General features: G+C 69.4%; 15 protein-coding genes. 6 read left to right on the top strand and 9 right to left on the bottom strand.

All coding sequences use genetic code 11. The annotated features are described in order from the left end of the window. Positions 1–198: 198 nt before the first annotated feature. Both ACFK0J_RS06240 and ACFK0J_RS06235 read right to left on the bottom strand, forming a co-directional pair. Positions 199–1110, bottom strand: coding sequence for a sucrase ferredoxin (locus tag ACFK0J_RS06240; protein WP_378737375.1), 912 nt, complete (start codon positions 1108–1110; stop codon positions 199–201). A gap of 539 nt (positions 1111–1649) precedes the next feature. Beyond that, a complete protein-coding gene (locus tag ACFK0J_RS06235) occupies positions 1650–2459 on the bottom strand; it encodes an alpha/beta fold hydrolase (RefSeq protein WP_378737373.1) in 810 nt (269 codons plus the stop codon). Between the two features lie 204 nt (positions 2460–2663). Here ACFK0J_RS06235 and ACFK0J_RS06230 point away from each other — a divergent pair, with 204 nt between their 5' ends. After that, a complete protein-coding gene (locus tag ACFK0J_RS06230) occupies positions 2664–3365 on the top strand; it encodes a class I SAM-dependent DNA methyltransferase (protein WP_378737371.1) in 702 nt (233 codons plus the stop codon). Here the strand turns inward: ACFK0J_RS06230 and ACFK0J_RS06225 are convergent, their stop codons facing one another. Together ACFK0J_RS06225 and ACFK0J_RS06220 are read right to left on the bottom strand one after the other, a co-directional pair. Continuing rightward, positions 3366–4889, bottom strand: a complete 1524-nt coding sequence (locus ACFK0J_RS06225) for a DNA polymerase Y family protein (RefSeq protein ID WP_378742660.1) — start codon at positions 4887–4889, stop codon at positions 3366–3368. 94 nt (positions 4890–4983) lie between these two features. Next, positions 4984–5772, bottom strand: coding sequence for a hypothetical protein (locus tag ACFK0J_RS06220; RefSeq protein ID WP_378737369.1), 789 nt, complete (start codon positions 5770–5772; stop codon positions 4984–4986). Between the two features lie 284 nt (positions 5773–6056). Between ACFK0J_RS06220 and ACFK0J_RS06215 the strand changes: the two genes are divergently transcribed. Further along, entirely contained in the window at positions 6057–7178 is a 1122-nt protein-coding gene (locus ACFK0J_RS06215; protein ID WP_378737367.1) for a serine/threonine-protein kinase, read from the top strand. A gap of 14 nt (positions 7179–7192) precedes the next feature. Here the strand turns inward: ACFK0J_RS06215 and ACFK0J_RS06210 are convergent, their stop codons facing one another. Together ACFK0J_RS06210 and ACFK0J_RS06205 are read right to left on the bottom strand one after the other, a co-directional pair. Next, on the bottom strand, positions 7193–7828 hold the full coding sequence (locus ACFK0J_RS06210) for a response regulator transcription factor (RefSeq protein ID WP_218478197.1): 636 nt from the start codon (positions 7826–7828) through the stop codon (positions 7193–7195). Between the two features lie 201 nt (positions 7829–8029). Next, on the bottom strand, positions 8030–9289 hold the full coding sequence (locus ACFK0J_RS06205; RefSeq protein ID WP_378742658.1) for a PspC domain-containing protein: 1260 nt from the start codon (positions 9287–9289) through the stop codon (positions 8030–8032). 279 nt (positions 9290–9568) lie between these two features. Here ACFK0J_RS06205 and ACFK0J_RS06200 point away from each other — a divergent pair, with 279 nt between their 5' ends. Next, positions 9569–11248, top strand: a complete 1680-nt coding sequence (locus ACFK0J_RS06200; protein ID WP_378737365.1) for a PspC domain-containing protein — start codon at positions 9569–9571, stop codon at positions 11246–11248. Next, a complete protein-coding gene (locus ACFK0J_RS06195) occupies positions 11241–11453 on the top strand; it encodes a hypothetical protein (protein ID WP_378737363.1) in 213 nt (70 codons plus the stop codon). The genes ACFK0J_RS06200 and ACFK0J_RS06195 overlap by 8 nt, the downstream gene beginning before the upstream one ends. 61 nt (positions 11454–11514) lie before the next feature. Here the strand turns inward: ACFK0J_RS06195 and guaA are convergent, their stop codons facing one another. Continuing rightward, positions 11515–13089 carry a glutamine-hydrolyzing GMP synthase gene (gene guaA / locus ACFK0J_RS06190; protein ID WP_378737361.1) on the bottom strand — a complete coding sequence of 525 codons (1575 nt, stop codon included), beginning with the start codon at positions 13087–13089 and terminating at the stop codon, positions 11515–11517. A 129-nt stretch (positions 13090–13218) separates the two neighbouring features. Here guaA and ACFK0J_RS06185 point away from each other — a divergent pair, with 129 nt between their 5' ends. Then, the gene (locus tag ACFK0J_RS06185) at positions 13219–14019 is read left to right on the top strand and encodes an alpha/beta fold hydrolase (RefSeq protein ID WP_378737359.1); all 801 of its coding nucleotides are present in this window, start codon (positions 13219–13221) and stop codon (positions 14017–14019) included. A gap of 3 nt (positions 14020–14022) precedes the next feature. On the opposite strand, the gene ACFK0J_RS06180 is transcribed toward ACFK0J_RS06185, so the two are convergent. Both ACFK0J_RS06180 and guaB read right to left on the bottom strand, forming a co-directional pair. Beyond that, positions 14023–15177: a GuaB3 family IMP dehydrogenase-related protein gene (locus ACFK0J_RS06180; protein ID WP_378737357.1), complete on the bottom strand. Its 1155-nt coding sequence runs from the start codon at positions 15175–15177 to the stop codon at positions 14023–14025. A 354-nt stretch (positions 15178–15531) separates the two neighbouring features. Beyond that, positions 15532–17076 carry an IMP dehydrogenase gene (gene guaB, locus ACFK0J_RS06175; RefSeq protein ID WP_378737355.1) on the bottom strand — a complete coding sequence of 515 codons (1545 nt, stop codon included), beginning with the start codon at positions 17074–17076 and terminating at the stop codon, positions 15532–15534. A gap of 225 nt (positions 17077–17301) precedes the next feature. On the opposite strand from guaB, the gene ACFK0J_RS06170 reads away from it, so the two are divergent. After that, positions 17302–17715 carry a DUF5319 domain-containing protein gene (locus tag ACFK0J_RS06170; RefSeq protein ID WP_022567296.1) on the top strand — a complete coding sequence of 138 codons (414 nt, stop codon included), beginning with the start codon at positions 17302–17304 and terminating at the stop codon, positions 17713–17715. The last annotated feature ends 20 nt before the right edge of the window (positions 17716–17735 follow it).

Raw genomic sequence — 17735 nt, 5'->3', positions numbered from 1 at the left:
CATGAGCGCGGCATCGGCCGAGTAGACGCTCCATCATGTCCCACTCACCCATGCCGCTGGCAGCGAACGGGACATGAGCGCGGCATCGGCCGAGTAGACGCTCCATCATGTCCCGCCCGGCGTATGCCGTTGGCAGCGAACGGGACGTGGGGGCGGCGTCGGTCGAGTAGACGCTCCGTGGTGTCCCGTTCGGAGCGGTCAGGTGGGTAGGGGGTGGAGGGTGTCGAGGGTTAGGGCTGTTACGGGTTTGGGGGTGGCGTTGCAGCTGGCCTGGCGGGCGGGGTAAGCGAGGGTGCGGGCGGTTACGCGCCAGCGGCGGCCGTCGCGGTGGGTGACGATGGCGGCGCCGGCGAGGGTCGGGTTGGTGGGGGTGAGGGTGGTGTCGGGGGTGACGGTTAGGGCGTCGGTGGGGGCGGAAATGTGTTCGCGTACCGCTAGTTCCGCGAGTTGCTCGATCGGCGGGTAGCAGCTGCGGCCGCGCAGACCGGTCATCGAGACCTCGCCGCGGCGGGCGGCTTCGACCATCTCTTCGGCGGCCGCGGCGTCGAGCCTGCCGTAGGTGAGTCCGGACGGCAGCAGTACCAGGGCGGGTGCGAAACGGTGGCCGCCGGTGTGCGAGCACTCCCACACTTGCCCAGGGTATTTCGTCGCGAGTTCGGCGGCGATCGGGCGGCCGAGCAGTGCGCAGCACTGGTCGCGTTTGCCGTGCGCGCAGACCAGGACCAGCGGATCATGCACTGGCACACCGATTCCCGGCGGCGGTCCGTTCAACAGATGCAGGTCGAGGTCGAGCAGCTGCTTCAGGTCGGTGATCTCGAAGCGCTCACACCAGGAGCCCGCGGGACGCGAGCTGGCAATCAAAACCGTTCGCGTGCCCGTGAATTCGTTGCGGCCCGGGCGGCGGATCAGTGTCGGACGCACCCGCGCGGCGGCGGTCCGCGCCGCCAGCTCGGGTGTGATCTCCGGACCCAGCACCTCGTCGCCGATCACGTCACGCCCCCACGCACCCGGCTGCTCGACACACAACCAGCCGGTCACATGGGTGGCGGTGCCCGGCAACGGAGTATCCATCGCCGCGGCGGAACACAGCATCCCCTCGAACCCACTCATGACCACACCTCGCTCAGCCCCGTCCCGCGCGAGGTGCGCCGCATCACGATGCGCTCACTCATGACCACACCGCGCTGACACTCGACTCCGCCACGCGCGAAACACGCTGCGCGCGCTCATGACCCACCTCGACTCCGCCATGCGCGAGACACGCTGCGGACTCACGACCACACCGCGCTGACACTCGACTCCGCCACGCGCAAGACCCGCTGCATCACGACGCCCTCACTCATGACCCACCTCGACTCCGCCATGCGCGAGACACGCTGCGCACTCATGACCACACCGCGCTGACGCTCGGCCCCGTCCCGCGCGAGACACGCTGCATCACGATGCCCTCACTCATGACCCACCTCGACTCCGCCATGCGCGAGACACGCTGCGCACTCATGACCACACCGCGCTGACGCTCGGCCCCGTCCCGCGCAAGGCACGCCGCATCACGATGCCCTCACTCATGACCACACCGCGCTGACGCTCGGCCCCGCCACGCCTGAGACACGCTGTACCACGATGCGCTCACTCATGACCCGCGCCACTCACGCGCAAGGCGCGGAGCTGACCGCCGCATCGCCGTGCACAGTCGGTGCCGTGCCCGCGGCGAGGAACGGGTGGACGGCGGCGGCGAACTGCCGGTAGCGGTCGCGGTGGATGCTGTGGCCGCAGGCGAAGGCGGTGACCGTGCAGTCGGGGATGGCGGCGTGCATGAGCGCCAGCTTGTCCGGGTCGACCATGCCGCCCGGGCCGCCGCGCAGCACCAGCGTCGGCGCGGCGATGTCGGGGAGCCGGTCCCACCACTCCGGGTTCGGCTTGCGGAACTGTTCGAGTGCTGTCCTGGTCATGGACCGGTCGAAGGCGAGCACCGCGCGCGGATGCCGGACCAGGCTGCTGGTGGCGTGCCAGAGTTCCGGCACGGTCGGGAAGCGGCGGGTCAGCCGCAGTTCCTCGGCGCCGGACTGCAATGGCAACGGACATTCCTCGATGACCAGGCGACGCACCAGGTCCGGCCGCTCCTGCGCGACGCAGGAGACCGCGTAGCCGCCCAGCGAATGGCCGACCAGATCCACCGCGGGCAGTTCCAGTCGTTCGCACAGCTTCAGCACGTCAGCGCCGAACTCGGCGAACCGGTACGAATCGGTGTGCGAGCTGCGGCCGTGTCCGCGCAGATCGGGAATGATCACCCGGCGCCCCGCCTGCACCAGGGTCCGTGCGAACCGATCCCAGGTGTGCCCGTCCCCGCCCATGCCGTGCACCAGGACCACGGGCACGCCGGTACCCGTGCGCGCCCCCGAGTCCCGGTAGGCGATCCGCACGTCACCGAACGCAACTCGGGTCACTGTGAGATCCACGATCTCCGAGAATACTGGGGCTGTCACGCACCGACCGGTCGGTTGTCACACGGATCACGTGAGCCGGGCACCACACCCCGCGTCCGGGCGACGTTGCTCGAGCTCACGATTCGGCGAGAACCGCGCAACCGAACCGGCCTCTACGCAAGCGTGGCCGAAGGAAATCGGCTGGCGAATCCTGTTGTGCCGCGACATACTCCGCGCATGCCATCATTCGCGGACTACGACCGCCGCAACTATCGCACCGTCGATGTGGCCACCGGATACGACGGATGGGCACCGACGTACGAGCAAACCGTCATGGACGAGATGGACCTCGCACTGCTGGCGCGGTTGCGGCACCCGGCCTGGTCGCGGGTGCGACGCGCCGCCGACCTGGGCTGCGGGACGGGCCGAACCGGGGCCTGGCTGCGTGCGCAGGGGGTTTCCCGGATCGACGGGGTCGATGTGAGCGCGGGGATGCTGAAGCGGGCCGAGGAACGCGGGGCACACAGCACACTCACCCAGGCGGACGTACGCGACACCGGACTGGCCGCCGGGGCCTACGACCTGGTGATCGCCTCGCTGATCGATGAGCATCTGCCCGAGTTGGCGCCGTTCTACGCCGAGGCGTGGCGGCTGGCCGCGCCCGGCGCGCTGTGCGTCCTGGTCAGCTTTCACCCGCAATTCATGATGATGACCGGGATGCCGACGCACTACACGCCCGCCGGGGGCGAACCGCTGGCGATCAGCACGCATCTGCACCTGCTCAGTGAGCACGTGACGGCGGCACTGGATGCGGGCTGGGTACTCGCCGAGCTCACCGAGATGCTGATCGACGACAGCTGGCTCGACGCCAAGCCGAAGTGGGCGGAACTGCGCGGGCAGCCCTTCACGATGGCGACGGTGTGGTCGCGGCCTGCCTGATCAGTCGTAAAGCCCCTCGGCGCGCCAGGTCTCGTCGTAATAGACGAGCAGTAGGACCCGGACGTCAGATGGCTCGCCGTCCAGCTGGACTTGCGCGCGAGCGGTGAAAGTGTTTGCGGTGTCGTCTTTTTCGGTCGAATCCGGCACCCACCAGCGTTCGTCCACCGGCCACGGGCCGGCCCAGCCGGTCAATCGCCACTGCTTGCTGCCCCAGTGCAAGCGGGACGGATCGGCACTGAACAGGGCGCGTTCGGTGACCCGGATCGGGGTGCCGTCGGCGGCTTCCAAGCGCACCGACGGCCGGTTCAGCAGGAGCAGGGCGGGAGCCGGTTCGGGCAGCCTGCCCGGCCAGGGCAAGGCCGGGTCGGCGGCGGGCACCGGTTCGTCACCCAGCGCGACCATGGTGATGCGCTCGGCGGGCCCGCGCCCGCCGCTGAGCACGCCGATCCGCACCGCTTCGCCGCCGAGCAGACCCTGTACCCGGATCAGTGCGCGCCGGGCCCGCTCGTCCTCCTCGCCGACGCCGCCCCACAGCCCGAGCTGCAACGCACCCGCCGCCACCACCTCGACGGGTGCCAGCCGCAGCAGGGTGATCGGCGCGGTGGGCCGGTCGCGCCGGGTGAGCCAGCCGTCCAGCTGCCAGCGCACCCGGTCCGCGGTATCGTCCGGCGTCAGCGGTTCCGCGCACCGCCAGATCCGGGAAAGTTCCTCTCCCGCATCGGTTTCCGCGAAGATCGATAATCGGGTGCAGGCCAGCCCGGCACTGGACAGTTCGGCATGCAACTGGGTGGCGAGCATGCGGCCCGCGAAGGCGGCGGCATCGACCCGCTCGATCGGCGGGTCGCAGCGGTACTCCACCGTCAGATCCTTGGGTGGCTGCCGCGCGGCGGGCGGGCGCTCGGGTTGCGCCCGCGCACAGCGGTGCGCCAGCACGGCGTCGGCGCCGAAGCGCGAGGCGACCTCGGCGGGAGACAGTGCGGCGAAATCGCCGATCCGACGTAAGCCCAAGCGGTGCAACAGATCCACCAGATCGGCGCGCTCCGGCGCGGCCAGGCTCGGCTCGACCGCGAGCTCACGCACCGGCATCGGCGCGAGAAACCGCGCCCCCGCCCCGGCGGGCACGATCGCACCACGCCGGGCGGCGATCACCGCCGTGGACAACTCATCGGCGATGCCGATCTGCGCCTCCACCCCGGCGGCTGCCGCCGCGTCGACGAGCCGTTCGGCCGCTTCCTCCTCGGAACCGAAAAACCGGGCAGCGCCACGGGCCCCGAGCACCAACAGCCCAGGCCGCAGCACCTCCACCCCCGGGACCGTCGCATCGACGGCCGCGACCACCGGCTCGAACAGCCGCGCGTCCCGATCCGGATCCGCGTGTGCGAGAAACAACTCCGGACACCGCCCTTGCGCTTCTCGCCGCTTCAGCCCGCGCCGCACCCCGTCGGCCCGCGCGATCGCCGAACAAGCGATCACCCGGTTCGCGAAGAGCACCGCCACCGGCTGAGTCGCGGGCAACCGCGCCATCGCGGCGGCGGCCACCGCGGGCCAATCCGGACACCACAACGCCAGAACCCGGGCTGCCCCTTTCCCTTTGCCGGGGAGAATCACGGTGCTCCGGTCACGACGCCGCCTCCCTGGCATCGGCCGGTGCGGCGGCGCGGGTAACCGCTTCGCGCCGTACCCATTCGACGCGGCCGGCGGCCGAGCGCAGGTCGAGGCGGCCGCGACGGGGTGGGCCCGCCTTGCCCCGCACTTCGACCTCGAGGCCGAGCGAGCGCAGGCGGCCGCGGCCGTGCCCGAGGCCCGCGTAACCGGCGATGCGGGCCTCGAGCTGCAGGGCGGCGCCGGGCCAGCGGCCGTCGGTGACCACGAGGGTGGCGCCTTTGTTGCGCGCGCGGGCGGCGATCACCCTGGTGCGGGCGGGTGCGACGGCGGCGCCACCGAGGCCGAGCACGACCAGGTCGAGCCCGTCGAGCAATACCGCGGCCACCTCCACCGGATCCGGGCCGGGGTCGGCGATCACGGCCAGCCGCTCCAGTTGGGCACCCATCTCCACCGCGGCGAGCAGGCCGAGCCGGGGCACGCCGACCACGGCGGCATGCCCGCCGTCTGCGGTCACCGCGGCAAGCAGTCCGGCGAGCAACGACCTCGCCCCCGTGTAAGCCACGACGGACCCCTTGGGCAGGCCACCGCCCGGCAACAGCTCCGCGAGCGCGGGCGGCACCACCAGCGACTCCCGGCTCAGTTCGGTGTCGAGCGGCATCCGCTCGGCCGCCGCCGCACCGCGACCGGGTATCGCCGCCATCCTTCTGCGCAGCTCAGCCAGGGTCGGCGGACTCTCCCGAGCTACTCCGAGCGAGGTTGCATGCGGTTGTGCCCCCTCCTGCGATTTCGCATCCGAACCCATCTCTACCACCTACTTCCCACGATGGACCGGAGAGCAGCACCGATTCAGCTATCGATTCGTATCGAATATACGTTCGATACAAGCTCAGTAGAAACCGACCCCCGAGTTCCGTCAAGAGCCCATCCAGCTGGCCGCCATTTCGCGAGCGAATCGTGATGCGGCGTGCCCCGCGGATCACGGCCGCGGCGGTGGCACCTCCGTCGGCCCGTTCGCGTCAGCGAAACCCGGTACGCCGCCCCCGCGAATCAGGCCAGCTAACCCCATTTTCCGCTACCCTCGCACCCGTGACCGAACGCGCTCGTCCCATCGTCGGCCCGGACTATCTTGTTGCCGGCCGCTACCGTCTGCAGTCGAAGGCGGGTGGCGGTGGCATGGGCGCGGTGTGGCTCGCGCACGACCGGCTGCTCGACCGGGATGTCGCCATCAAGCAGGTCATCTCGACGGTCGGACTCGACGAAGAAGAGGCCAACGAGATCCGCAACCAGATCATCCACGAGGGCCGGGTCGCGGCCAAGCTCTCGCACGAGCACGCGATCGCCGTGTACGACGTGGTGCTGGAGGCGGGCGAGCCCTGGCTGGTGATGGAGCACTTACCTTCCCGCAGCGTGGCCAAGGCGCTCGCGCTGGTCGACAGCCTGCCCCCGATCGAGGTGGCGCAGATCGGCGCGCAGGTCGCCGACGCGCTGGCCGCCGCGCACGCGGCGGGCATCGTGCACCGCGACATCAAACCGGGCAATATCCTTGTCGCCGACCGTGGTCCGATCGTCGGCATGGCCAAGCTCAGCGACTTCGGCATCTCGCGCGGCGCGGGTGAACACTCCGACGAGCCCGACGGCGTGATCACCGGGACCCCGGCCTACCTGCCGCCGGAGGTGGCGCGCGGCGCGCAGCCGACCAAGGCCAGCGACGTATTCTCCCTGGGCGCGACGCTGTACACGGCGATCGAGGGGCAACCGCCGTTCGGTCTCGACGAGGACAGCGATGTGCTGGTGCACCGCGCGGCGATGGCGCAGATCATTCCGCCGACGCGCAGCGGGATGCTCACCGAGGCGCTGCTGCACATGATGGAACCCGCACCGCAGCGGCGGCCGACGATGGCCGAGGCCAGGGACGAAATCCTCACCGCGGCTTTCGGTCCCGGCACCGGACCCTACATTCTGGGTGCGCCGGTGCGCACCGAGGACGGCACGATTCCGGCGTGGGCGGCCCGGAATTCGGCGTCGGGGCTGCGCAGTCCGCACTCGACCCCGCTGCCTCGACCGCACCGCGCCCCGGCGGCCGCCACGTCGGCCCCTGCCCCGCAGCGGACCAAGCCACCGCAGGCGAGCAACGCGCCGCTGGCGATCGCCGTCGGCCTGCTGATCGGCCTGATCATCATCATCGCGATCATCATCGCCGTGATGTAAGCCCGGCCGCGCGGTCAGTCGATGCGGCGGCGGTGGGCCCAGCGGGTCAGCGCGTTGCGGTTGGACTGCTGGGTTTTGCGCAGCACGTTGGACGCGTGCGTTTCCACGGTTTTCACCGAGATGAACAGGGTTTCGGCGATTTCACGGTAGGTGTAGCCGCGGGCGAGCAGCCGCAGCACCTCGAGTTCGCGTGGGGTCAGCGAATCCAGTTCCGGGTCCAGCGGCGGCTCCGGCACCTGCGATTTGCCGGTGAACGAATCGAGCACGAAACCGGCGAGGCGCGGACTGAACACCGCGTCGCCTGCGGACACCCGACGGATGCCGTCGGCCAGTTCGGAGCCCGAAATCGTCTTGGTCACATAGCCTCTGGCACCCGCCCGGATCACCGCGATCACATCCTCGGCGGCATCGGACACGCTCAACGCCAGGCACACCGGCCCGTCCTCGATGCCCGCGAGCACCGCGACTCCGCCACCGTCGGGCATGTGCACGTCGAGCAGCACCACATCGGGACGCGTTGCCTTGATGCCCGCGATCGCCTCGGCCACTCCGCCGGCTTCGCCGACGACTTCCATATCGGTCTCGCGACTCAACTCCGCCCGCACACCGGACCGGAACACTGCGTGATCATCAACGAGAAAGACCCGCACAGCCACTAATCCGCCTCTCCGCGTATCTTGCCGGTCGTAGCAGCCACGGCAGTATTGTCCGCGGGCCGACGGCCGGTGCCGAGTCTAGTTCTGGGCGTGCCCGACGAGTTACCCATGTCCTCACGAAATCAACTGTCCAGTTGCTCATTCCCATTGACCGCGCCGTTCTGCTCGCGCTACGGAAGCGTTTGCGAAACCTGGTCACTGCCCGGGATGAACTGGCTCTGGCACCTGTTCGGCGCCAACGGTCGGCGCCTCAACGGACTGCTCCTCGTCCTCCGGACCACCGGAGTCCGTGCGCGGCATGGTGATTCGCACCTCGGTGCCGCGACCGGGCTTGGACAGGATCTCCACCTGGCCGCCGCGGCGTTCGATCCGGCCGCGAATGGATTTCGCCAGACCCTGCCGATCCTGCGGCACGGCGGCGGTGTCGAAACCGGCGCCGCGGTCGCGGACGAAGATGCTCACCTGGTGCGGTTCCGTCTCGGCGAACAGGTCGATCTCCGGGACTCCCGCGTGTTTGGCGGCGTTGACCAACGCCTCCCTGCTGGCGCCGAGCAGCGCGGTGAAATGCTCCTTCGGCAGGCCGGACCCGGTGTCTCCGATGTCCATCGACACGTCGCCGACGGTCACCGGGGTGACCTTCACACCGTGCTGGTCTTCCACCTCGCCCGCGATGGTGCGCAGCGCGGCGGCCAGACTCGATTGCGCGGGACCGGAATCCTCGAACAACCACTTGCGCAGTTCCCGCTCCTGGCTGCGGGCCAGCCGCGCCACCTCCTGCGGGTCGTCGGCCTGGCGCTGGATCAGGGCCAGCGTCTGCAGCACCGAATCGTGCAGGTGCGAGGCGATCTCCTCGCGTTCCTCGTTGCGAATGCGGGCGGACCGCTCGGCGTTCAGTGCCCGCATCATGCGCAACCACAGCGGCACCGTCAGCAGCCCCGCCCCGACCAGCGTGACGGCCACCGCGATCAGCGCGGACCCGAGCGAGCTCAGATCGATCCTGGCCAGTACCACCACGCCGAGCCCGGCCACGATCAGCGTGCCGCCCGCGACGATGCGCGCCCACGTCACTACCGAGGGGCGGGCGGGCAGGCCGAGTAGCGACCGCGGGCCGTCGGCGTCGTACTCCCGCCAGACCAGCGCCGCACCGATGGCCACCACGACGATGGGCCCGATCACACTCGCCGCGGTCCCGCTGAACAGCCAGGACACGCCGACGGCCAGGCCGAGCCCGAGCAAGGCGAGTCCGGTCGCCTGGCGCCGTTCGGATCCGGACGGCTTCACGACATCGGAGCCACCCGGCGTGAAGATCCACAACAATCCATAGGCGACGATGCCCGCCCCGGCCGCGGACAGCAGCACGAACGCCATCCGCACCTTGAACACGTCGACCCCGAGGTGATCGGCGATACCGCCCGCCACCCCGCCGACGATCCGCCCGCCCGAGCGCCGCGCCATCCGCGCATGCGGCGGCCGCCCGGGGTCGAACACCGGCGCCGGGCCGAAACCACGCGTGGTGTCGAATCCCCGCGTGGCATCGAACCCCCGAGTGTCGAACGAGGGCGCAGACGGGTACATGTATTCGATAGTGGCACGACCCGGCGACAGCTAGCTATCCGGAATCACCCTGATCTTGCGCCGTTCGGTCGGCGGATGCCTCGGACCGGGCGGGTCCAAAAGGTTCAGGAAAATCTTCAGGGTTCTCCCCGATGCGCGGATGCGCTGGTCAGGCACAGTATGGGAACCATGACGAAAACGAGCTTCGGGGATCAGCTCCAGCAGATGTGGCGCACGCGTCCGGTGCGGTTGCCTCGGCAGGGGCCGATCGCGGGCGTGGCGGCCGGGTTCGCGCAGCGCTACAACGTCGATCCGGTGCTGGTGCGGGTGGCGTTCGTGGTGTCCGCGATCTTCGGCGGGTCCGGCGTCGTGCTCTATCTGCTGGCGTGGCTGCTGTTCAGTGCCTCCGGTGATCAGGCTTCGGCGGCCGAGTCGCTGGTCGGCAAGGGACACAGCTCGCAGTCGCAGACCAAGACGATCGTGTTGATCGTCGCGCTCGCCATCGCGGTGAGCACGATGGGTCCGGTCGGCGTCGGTCTCGGCGGCTCGGGCCTGATCAGCATGGCTTTGATGCTGGCGGGCTGGTGGATGCTGCACCTACGCAATCCGGAGCCACCGCCGGGCACCACCAGTGAGTTCAGCGGATTCATCGCGGACGGCGGGATCATGGCGACGGGCTACCCCGGCGCGGTCTTCCCGCCCGGCGCGCAGCGCCCCGCAGGCGATATCTATGTGCCGCCGACCAGCGTGTACACGCCATACACGAAGCTGCCGGACGCTTACGTCCCGCAAACGCCGGTCGAGCCGAACGACGCCGAAACCGTGCCGCCGCATCAGGTTTCCGATCCGACAGCGGCCGACGCGGACACCGTCCTGTTGCACAAGGGGGATGCCGCAGGCCAGAACCCGGCCAACCGCGATAACTCGGCACGACCCGAAAACGGTGACGCCTCAGACGAATACAGCGCGACCGACACCGGCTTGCTCGACAAGGGTGCCCACACCACCGAGGTGCTCGACACGCGCGGCACCACACCGCAGGGCCCGGCGCGACTCGACCGCCCCACCACCTCCGGCCCAGCCGACACGCTGTCACTCAGCAAGGACACCGGACCGGGCAACACCCCGCAATCCCTCTCCGGCACAGGCCCGTCCGCCGCACTGGCGCACACCGCCACATTCAACCGTCCGACCCCACCGTCCTGGGATCCGCTCGGCGTAGCCCCGCTCGCTTGGGACCTGCCCGAACCGACCCCGGTCCGCCCCGTCGTCGCGCCCCCGCCGAAGCGCAGGCGCTCCCGGCTGACCCCGGTGGTCATCGGCCTGGCCATCCTCGCCGCCGCGGGTGCGGGCGCGATGGCGGGCTCGGGTGTCGAGTGGATGACGCCGGGCCGGATCGCGGCGGTCGCGCTGGCGGTGATCGGCCTCGGCCTGGTGCTCGGCGCATTCCTGCGCCGCGGTTACGGGCTGCTGGTGCTGACCGCTCCGCTGGCCGGTTTCGTCCTGCTCGCCTCGGCGATCGGCCCGGTCGACTTCGACCGCGCCGCGATGGGCGAGCACGCCTGGACGCCGACCTCGGTCGACCAATTGGATACGCAATACACGGTCAATATGGGCGCGGGCACACTCGACCTGCGGCAGTTGAACTTGACCGACAGTCGCACCGTCGATATCGACGTCCGGATGGGCGACGTTCAGGTCTGGTTGCCCGCGGACATGACGGTGAACACCCATTGCACAGCGACCATGGGCGAGGCCAAGTGTGTCGAAGGACTCAGCGGACCGAACAGACCGAATGGACCCGTATTGGATTTGAACATCGATGTCCGAGCCGGCGGCGCGGAGGTGCACCGTGGCTGACAAATTCGAGCAGACCGAGACCCGTCGCGGCCCCTCCGCCTCGTTGCTCATCGTCGGGCTGCTGGCCCTCGGCGTGAGCGCGTGGGCCTTCATCGGCCCCGAGTCGTGGCCGACGACCAGCGCGATCCCGATCGGCTGGATCGTGGTGCTCGCCGCCATCATCATCGGCATCGTGCTGGTGGTCTCTCCGCGCAAACACCACTGATCGACCGACAAGAATGGCCCGTCCACGTGGACGGGCCATTCTTATTCGCTCTGTCAGGGATTCACTCCCATTCGATGGTGCCCGGCGGCTTGCTGGTCACATCGAGGACGACCCGGTTGACCTCCGCCACCTCGTTGGTGATCCGAGTGGAGATCCGCTCGAGCACCTCATAGGGCAGCCGGGTCCAATCGGCGGTCATCGCGTCCTCACTCGAGACCGGCCGCAACACGATCGGGTGGCCGTAGGTGCGGCCGTCACCCTGCACGCCGACGCTGCGCACGTCCGCCAGCAGCACCACCGGGCACTGCCAGATCTGCCGATCCAGCCCGGCCGCGGTGAGCTCCTCGCGCGCGATGGCGTCGGCCTGACGCAGCGTGGCCAGCCGATCCTCGGTGACCTCGCCGACGATCCGGATGGCAAGGCCGGGCCCGGGGAACGGCTGACGGGCGACGAGTTCCTCGGGCAGCCCCAGCTCCCGGCCGACGGCCCGCACCTCGTCCTTGAACAGCAGGCGCAGCGGCTCGACCAATTCGAATTCCAGGTCGTCCGGCAGGCCGCCGACGTTGTGATGGCTCTTGATGTTCGCGGTGCCGCTGCCGCCGCCGGATTCGACGACGTCCGGGTATAGCGTGCCCTGCACCAGGAATTCCACCTTCGGCGCCGCGCCGCCGCCCTGCTCGATCACCACCTCGGAGACCGCGTCCTCGAACGACCGGATGAACTCGCGCCCGATGGTCTTGCGCTTCTCCTCGGGGTCGGTGACGCCCTTCAGCTCGCCGAGGAACTTCTCGACCGCGTCAACGGTCACCAGCTTGGCGCCGGTCGCGGCGACGAAGTCCTGCTGCACCTGCTCACGCTCCCCGGCCCGCAACAGGCCGTGGTCGACGAACACACAGGTCAGCCGATCTCCGATGGCCCGCTGCACCAGCGCGGCGGCGACCGCGGAGTCGACGCCACCGGACAGACCGCAGATCGCGTGCCCGTCGCCGATCTGCTCACGCACCGAGGTGATCAGCGACTCGGCGATATTGGCCGGCGTCCAGGTGGCGCGGATGCCCGCGATCTCGTGCAGGAAGCGGCTGAGCACCTGCTGCCCGTGCGGCGAGTGCAGCACCTCGGGGTGGTACTGCACGCCGGCCAGGCGTCGCGCCCGGTCCTCGAACGCGGCGACCGGCGCACCCGCGGTGGTGCCGGTGACTTCGAAGCCCTCCGGCGCGTCGGTGACCGCGTCGCCATGGCTCATCCAGACCGGCTGGATGGTGGGCAGCCCGCCGTGCAGCACGCCGCCGTCGATGTTCAGTTCGGTGCGGCCGTATTCGCGGGTGCCGGTGTGCGAGACCGTGCCGCCCAGCGCCTGCGCCATCGCCTGGAAGCCGTAGCAGATGCCGAAGACGGGTATGCCGAGATCGAACAGCCGCGCGTCCAATTGCGGTGCGCCGTCGGCATACACGCTGGACGGGCCGCCGGACAGGATGACCGCGAGCGGCTGCTTCTCGGCGATCTCCTCGACCGTGGTGGTATGCGGAATCACCTCGGAGAAAACACTCGATTCGCGGACCCGCCGGGCGATCAGCTGGGCGTACTGGGCGCCGAAGTCGACGACGAGGACCGGTCTCTGTGTTTCTGCCACCCGCACAGTTTAGTGAGCGGACTTTGCGAGCGAACCATCGGCACAGCAGCACCGAGGAGCCCAGCTCCAGCAAGCAAAGAGGCGAGCCAGCAAATCGCCCCACTCGGCCACGCACCGCTGGTTATCCTCGTGCTCGTGCCATTCGCCCGCGCGATCGACGCCGACATCCACTACGAGGACAGCGGCGGGAGCGGCCCGGTGGTGCTGCTAGCACACGAATTCTTCATGGACCGGACCATGTTCGCGGCTCAGATGGCCGCGCTGGCACCGGAATTCCGGATCGTCTCGTGGGACGCGCGCGGGCACGGACGCACCAGAGACGAGGGGCTGCCGTTCACCTATTGGACCGCGGCCCGCGACGCGCTGACCGTGCTGGACCACCTCGGCGCCGAGCGGGCCGTGGTCGGCGGCACCGCGCAAGGCGGCTTCACCGCGCTGCGCACGGCGCTCATCGCGCCGGAACGGGTGTCGGCGTTGATCCTGATCAGCACCGAAGCCAACGGCCCGACACCCGAGCAGTCCGACGCCACCCAGCAGTTCCTGGAGCAGTGGTACGACGACGGCTCCCGCCAGCAGGCCGCAAATCAGTTGGCGTCCTGGCTGATCGGCGACGACAACTGGCACCGCACGATCTGGACCACCCGCTGGCTGCTGCGCGACTGCCGCACCATCGAGGTCGCGGCGGGGTGCCTGCTCAGCCGGGATTCGGTACTGGAGCGGTTGTCCGAAATCACCTGTCCCGCCTTGGTGATCCACGCCACCGACAGCGGCATCCCGCCGGACCGGGCCAAACAGCTGACCCAGGGCCTCACCGCCTCGACCTACGTCGAAATCGCCGGTGCCCGGCTCGCGGTCACCATGACGCACCCGGAGCCGGTGAACACCGCCATCCGGCAGTTCCTGCGCGAACGGGTCACCCCGTCACACGCGCGGTGAAACTCACGCGCGAACGCTGAGCCCGACCTTCTGGAACTCCTTGAGATCGGAGTAGCCCGCCTTCGCCATCGAACGGCGCAGGCCGCCAACCAGATTCAGCGAGCCGAACGGGTCGTCCGAGGGACCGAACAACACCTGCTCCAGGCTCGGGCGCACCGAGTCACCGGTGCCCTCCTCCAGCTCCCACTCGACACCGAGCAGCGAACCGCGCGGCACCGAGGGATGCGCGGCGGCCGACGGCCAGTACCAGCCCCGTCCGGGCGCCTCGGCGGCCAGGGCCAGCGGCACACCGAGCATCGCGGCATCGGCACCACAGGCGATGGCCTTGGCGAGTTGACCGGAGGTCTCGATATCGCCGTCCGCGATGACGTGCACGTAGCGCCCGCCGGTCTCGTCCAGGTAATCGCGTCGCGCCGCGGCGGCGTCGGCGATGGCGGTGGCCATCGGCACCCCGATGCCGAGCACCTCGCGGGTGGTGGTCGCGCCGGGGAAGGAACCGTAGCCGACGATGACACCGGCCGCGCCGGTACGCATCAGGTGCAGCGCGGTCCGGTGATCGCTGACCCCGCCCGCCACCACGGGCACGTCGAGCTCGGCGATGAAGGTCTTGAGGTTCAACGGCTCACCGTCGCCGACATGCTCGGCGGAGATGATGGTGCCGTGCACGACCAGCAGGTCGACACCGGCCTGCACCAGCGCGGGCGTCAACGCGCGGGCGTTCTGCGGGCTCACCCGCACCGCGACGGTCACGCCGGCCGCACGCACCTGCGCGACGGCGGCAGCGAGCAGCTCCGGCTGCATCGGGGCGGCGTGCAGTTCCTGCAGCAGCGAGACGGCCCGCTCGTAGCCGCCCTTGCCGACGAGTTCGAGCAACTGATCGATCTTCGCGGCAACATCGGCGTGCCTGGCCCACAGGCCTTCACCGTTGATGACACCGAGCCCGCCGAGCCGACCGAGCTCGATGGCGAACTCCGGCGACACCAGCGCATCCGTCGGGTGCGTCAGGAACGGGATCTCGAAGCGGTAGGCGTCGAGCTGCCAGGACAGCGACACCTGCTTCGACGAGCGGGTCCGGCGCGAGGGAACGATGTCGACATCGTCCAGCTCGTAGGTACGCCGGGCGGTCCGGCCCATGCCGATCTCGACCATGTCGCGCACGCGAATTCTCCTTGTCTGATTTGCGGCGCCTTCGGCGCCGCGTGTTCGCGGCTGTGTCCAATGTGCCGCGCCTTCGGCACGGCGTGTTCGCGGCCCCCGGATGTCTCGCGGCTGAGCGGACGAGACCCGCGCCTTCGGCACATGCACTTCGTCCGCTCAGCCGCGAGATGGACCGTGAACGGCGCTCGCGAAACTCGCACCTCCGGCGGCCGCCTTGTGGGCGACCGGACGAGGCTCAGGCTCGCAGCTTTGTTCAACGCCCGCTCTGTCGACACAGCCTTTCGGTAACAACACAGCCGCAGCAAGCTCAATCATGCACCGACCGACCGGTTCAGTACACGAACATCAAGCGGGCTAGCCGCGACCAGTGTAGTTAGGGGCCTCGACGGTCATCGTGATGTCGTGCGGGTGGCTCTCCTTGAGTCCGGCCGCGGTGATCTGCACGAACTGTGCCTCTTGCAGATGCGCGATGGATTGCGAGCCGGTGTAGCCCATGGCCGCGCGCAGGCCGCCGACGAGCTGGTGGATGACCTGGTTGACCGGTCCGCGGAACGGGACCCGGCCCTCGATGCCCTCGGGCACCAGCTTGTCCTCGGCCAGCACGTCGTCCTGGAAGTAGCGATCCTTCGAGAAGGATTTGGCCTGGCCGCGCCCCTGCATCGCGCCGAGCGATCCCATGCCGCGGTAGCTCTTGAACTGCTTGCCGCCCACCAGGATCAGCTCACCCGGCGATTCGGCGGTGCCGGCCAGCAGCGAGCCGAGCATGACGGTGGACGCGCCCGCGGCGATCGCCTTGGCGATATCGCCGGAGAACTGGATGCCGCCGTCGGCGATCACCGGGACACCGGCGGGCTTGCACGCGGCGACGGCCTCGAGGATGGCGGTGATCTGCGGCGCGCCGACACCGGCGACCACGCGAGTGGTGCAGATGGAGCCGGGACCGACGCCGACCTTCACCGCGTCCGCGCCCGCTTCGACCAGCGCGGCCGCACCGGCCCGGGTGGCCACATTGCCGCCGACGATCTGGATCCGGTCGCCGACCTCGGCCTTGATCTTGGTGACCATCTGCAGCACCTGCGCCTGATGCCCGTGCGCGGTGTCGACGACAAGCACGTCCACCCCCGCGTCGGACAGCGTCATGGCCCGTGACCAGGCATCGTCGCCGACACCGACGGCGGCGCCGACCAGCAGGCGGCCGTCGCGGTCCTTGGTGGCGTTCGGGTACTGATCGGTCTTGACGAAGTCCTTGACGGTGATCAGACCGCGGAGCCTGCCGTTGCCGTCGACGATCGGCAGCTTCTCTATCTTGTGCCTGCGCAGCAGGCCGAGCGCGGCCTCCGCGGTCACGCCCTCCTGAGCGGTGATCAACGGTGCCTTGGTCATCACCTCTTCGACCCGGCGGTTCTGGTCGACCTCGAAGCGCATGTCGCGGTTGGTGATGATGCCCACAAGGGAACCGGTCTCGTCTACCACCGGCAGGCCGGAGATGCGGAACCGGGCGCACATGGCGTCGACCTCGGCGAGGGTGTCGGAGGGCCGACAGGTCACCGGATCGGTCACCATGCCCGCCTCGGACCGCTTCACCGTCTCCACCTGGGCGGCCTGGTCGGCGCCGGACAGGTTGCGGTGCAGCACGCCCATGCCGCCGGCCCTGGCCATGGAGATGGCCATCCTGGCCTCGGTCACCGTGTCCATCGCCGAACTGACCAGCGGGGTCCGCAGACGGATCTCCCTGGTCAACTGGCTCGAGGTTTCCACCGAACTGGGGATGAGATCCGAGGCGGCGGGCAGCAACAGCACATCGTCGAATGTGAGGCCGAGCATGGCGATCTTATTGGGATCGTCACCACCCGTAGGAGGGCGGACAGCGGTGCGTTCGCCCGGTACGGGATTACTCATTCGGATCGACCCCTCCTGGACGTCGACAGCGACCGGCGCCGGGGTCACCGGCGTCGCACGCAGCTGATGGGATGGACTGGTGGCTCCGGGAATCGTGTCGGGTGCTCGCCGGGGCCTGACACCATGGTATCTGTCCCGCTAACTCACCGGCGAAGTGAGCCCACCGGCGAAACTTGCGGCCTACATAGCTGGCGCAGACCACCCTGTTCTGCGTACCGTGGGGATGTGCGTGACCATCTACCACCTGGCTTGCCGCCGGATCCGTTCGCCGGAGATCCCTCCGACCCGTCCGCCGCGCTCGACGCCATCGAGCCCGGTGAGCCGCTGGATCCCCATGAGCGCCTTGCGGTCGAGGAAGATCTCGCCGATCTCGCGGTCTACGAGGCACTACTAGCGCACCGCGGTATCCGCGGACTCGTGGTCAGTTGCGAAGACTGTCGGCAGGACCACTACCACGACTGGGACATGTTGCGCGCCAACCTGCTTCAACTGTTGGTGGACGGCACCGTGCGCCCGCACGAGCCCGCCTATGATCCGACGCCGGAAGCGTACGTCACCTGGGATTACTGCCGGGGATACGCGGATGCCTCGATGAACGAGGCCTTCCACGGCGACGGATTCGACGGATTCGACAACTGAGGCTCGTCCCGAACCGCTGA

The organism is Nocardia brasiliensis (genome assembly GCF_042691675.1).
Taxonomy (GTDB): Bacteria; Actinomycetota; Actinomycetes; order Mycobacteriales; family Mycobacteriaceae; genus Nocardia; species Nocardia brasiliensis_D.
The sequence above is the reverse complement of the archived record's forward strand: the minus strand, read 5'-3'. Positions and strand labels throughout refer to the sequence as shown.

Excerpts from the sequence above, each read along its gene's own strand:
- ACFK0J_RS06200 (WP_378737365.1), top strand. The coding sequence starts at position 9,569 with ATGGGAACCATGACGAAAACGAGCTTCGGGGATCAGCTCCAGCAGATG.
- ACFK0J_RS06240 (WP_378737375.1), bottom strand. The coding sequence starts at position 1,110 with ATGAGTGGGTTCGAGGGGATGCTGTGTTCCGCCGCGGCGATGGATACT.
- ACFK0J_RS06205 (WP_378742658.1), bottom strand. The coding sequence starts at position 9,289 with ATGGCGCGGCGCTCGGGCGGGCGGATCGTCGGCGGGGTGGCGGGCGGT.
- guaB (WP_378737355.1), bottom strand. The coding sequence starts at position 17,076 with ATGAGTAATCCCGTACCGGGCGAACGCACCGCTGTCCGCCCTCCTACG.
- ACFK0J_RS06225 (WP_378742660.1), bottom strand. The coding sequence starts at position 4,889 with ATGGCGCGGTTGCCCGCGACTCAGCCGGTGGCGGTGCTCTTCGCGAAC.
- ACFK0J_RS06230 (WP_378737371.1), top strand. The coding sequence starts at position 2,664 with ATGCCATCATTCGCGGACTACGACCGCCGCAACTATCGCACCGTCGAT.
- ACFK0J_RS06220 (WP_378737369.1), bottom strand. The coding sequence starts at position 5,772 with ATGGGTTCGGATGCGAAATCGCAGGAGGGGGCACAACCGCATGCAACC.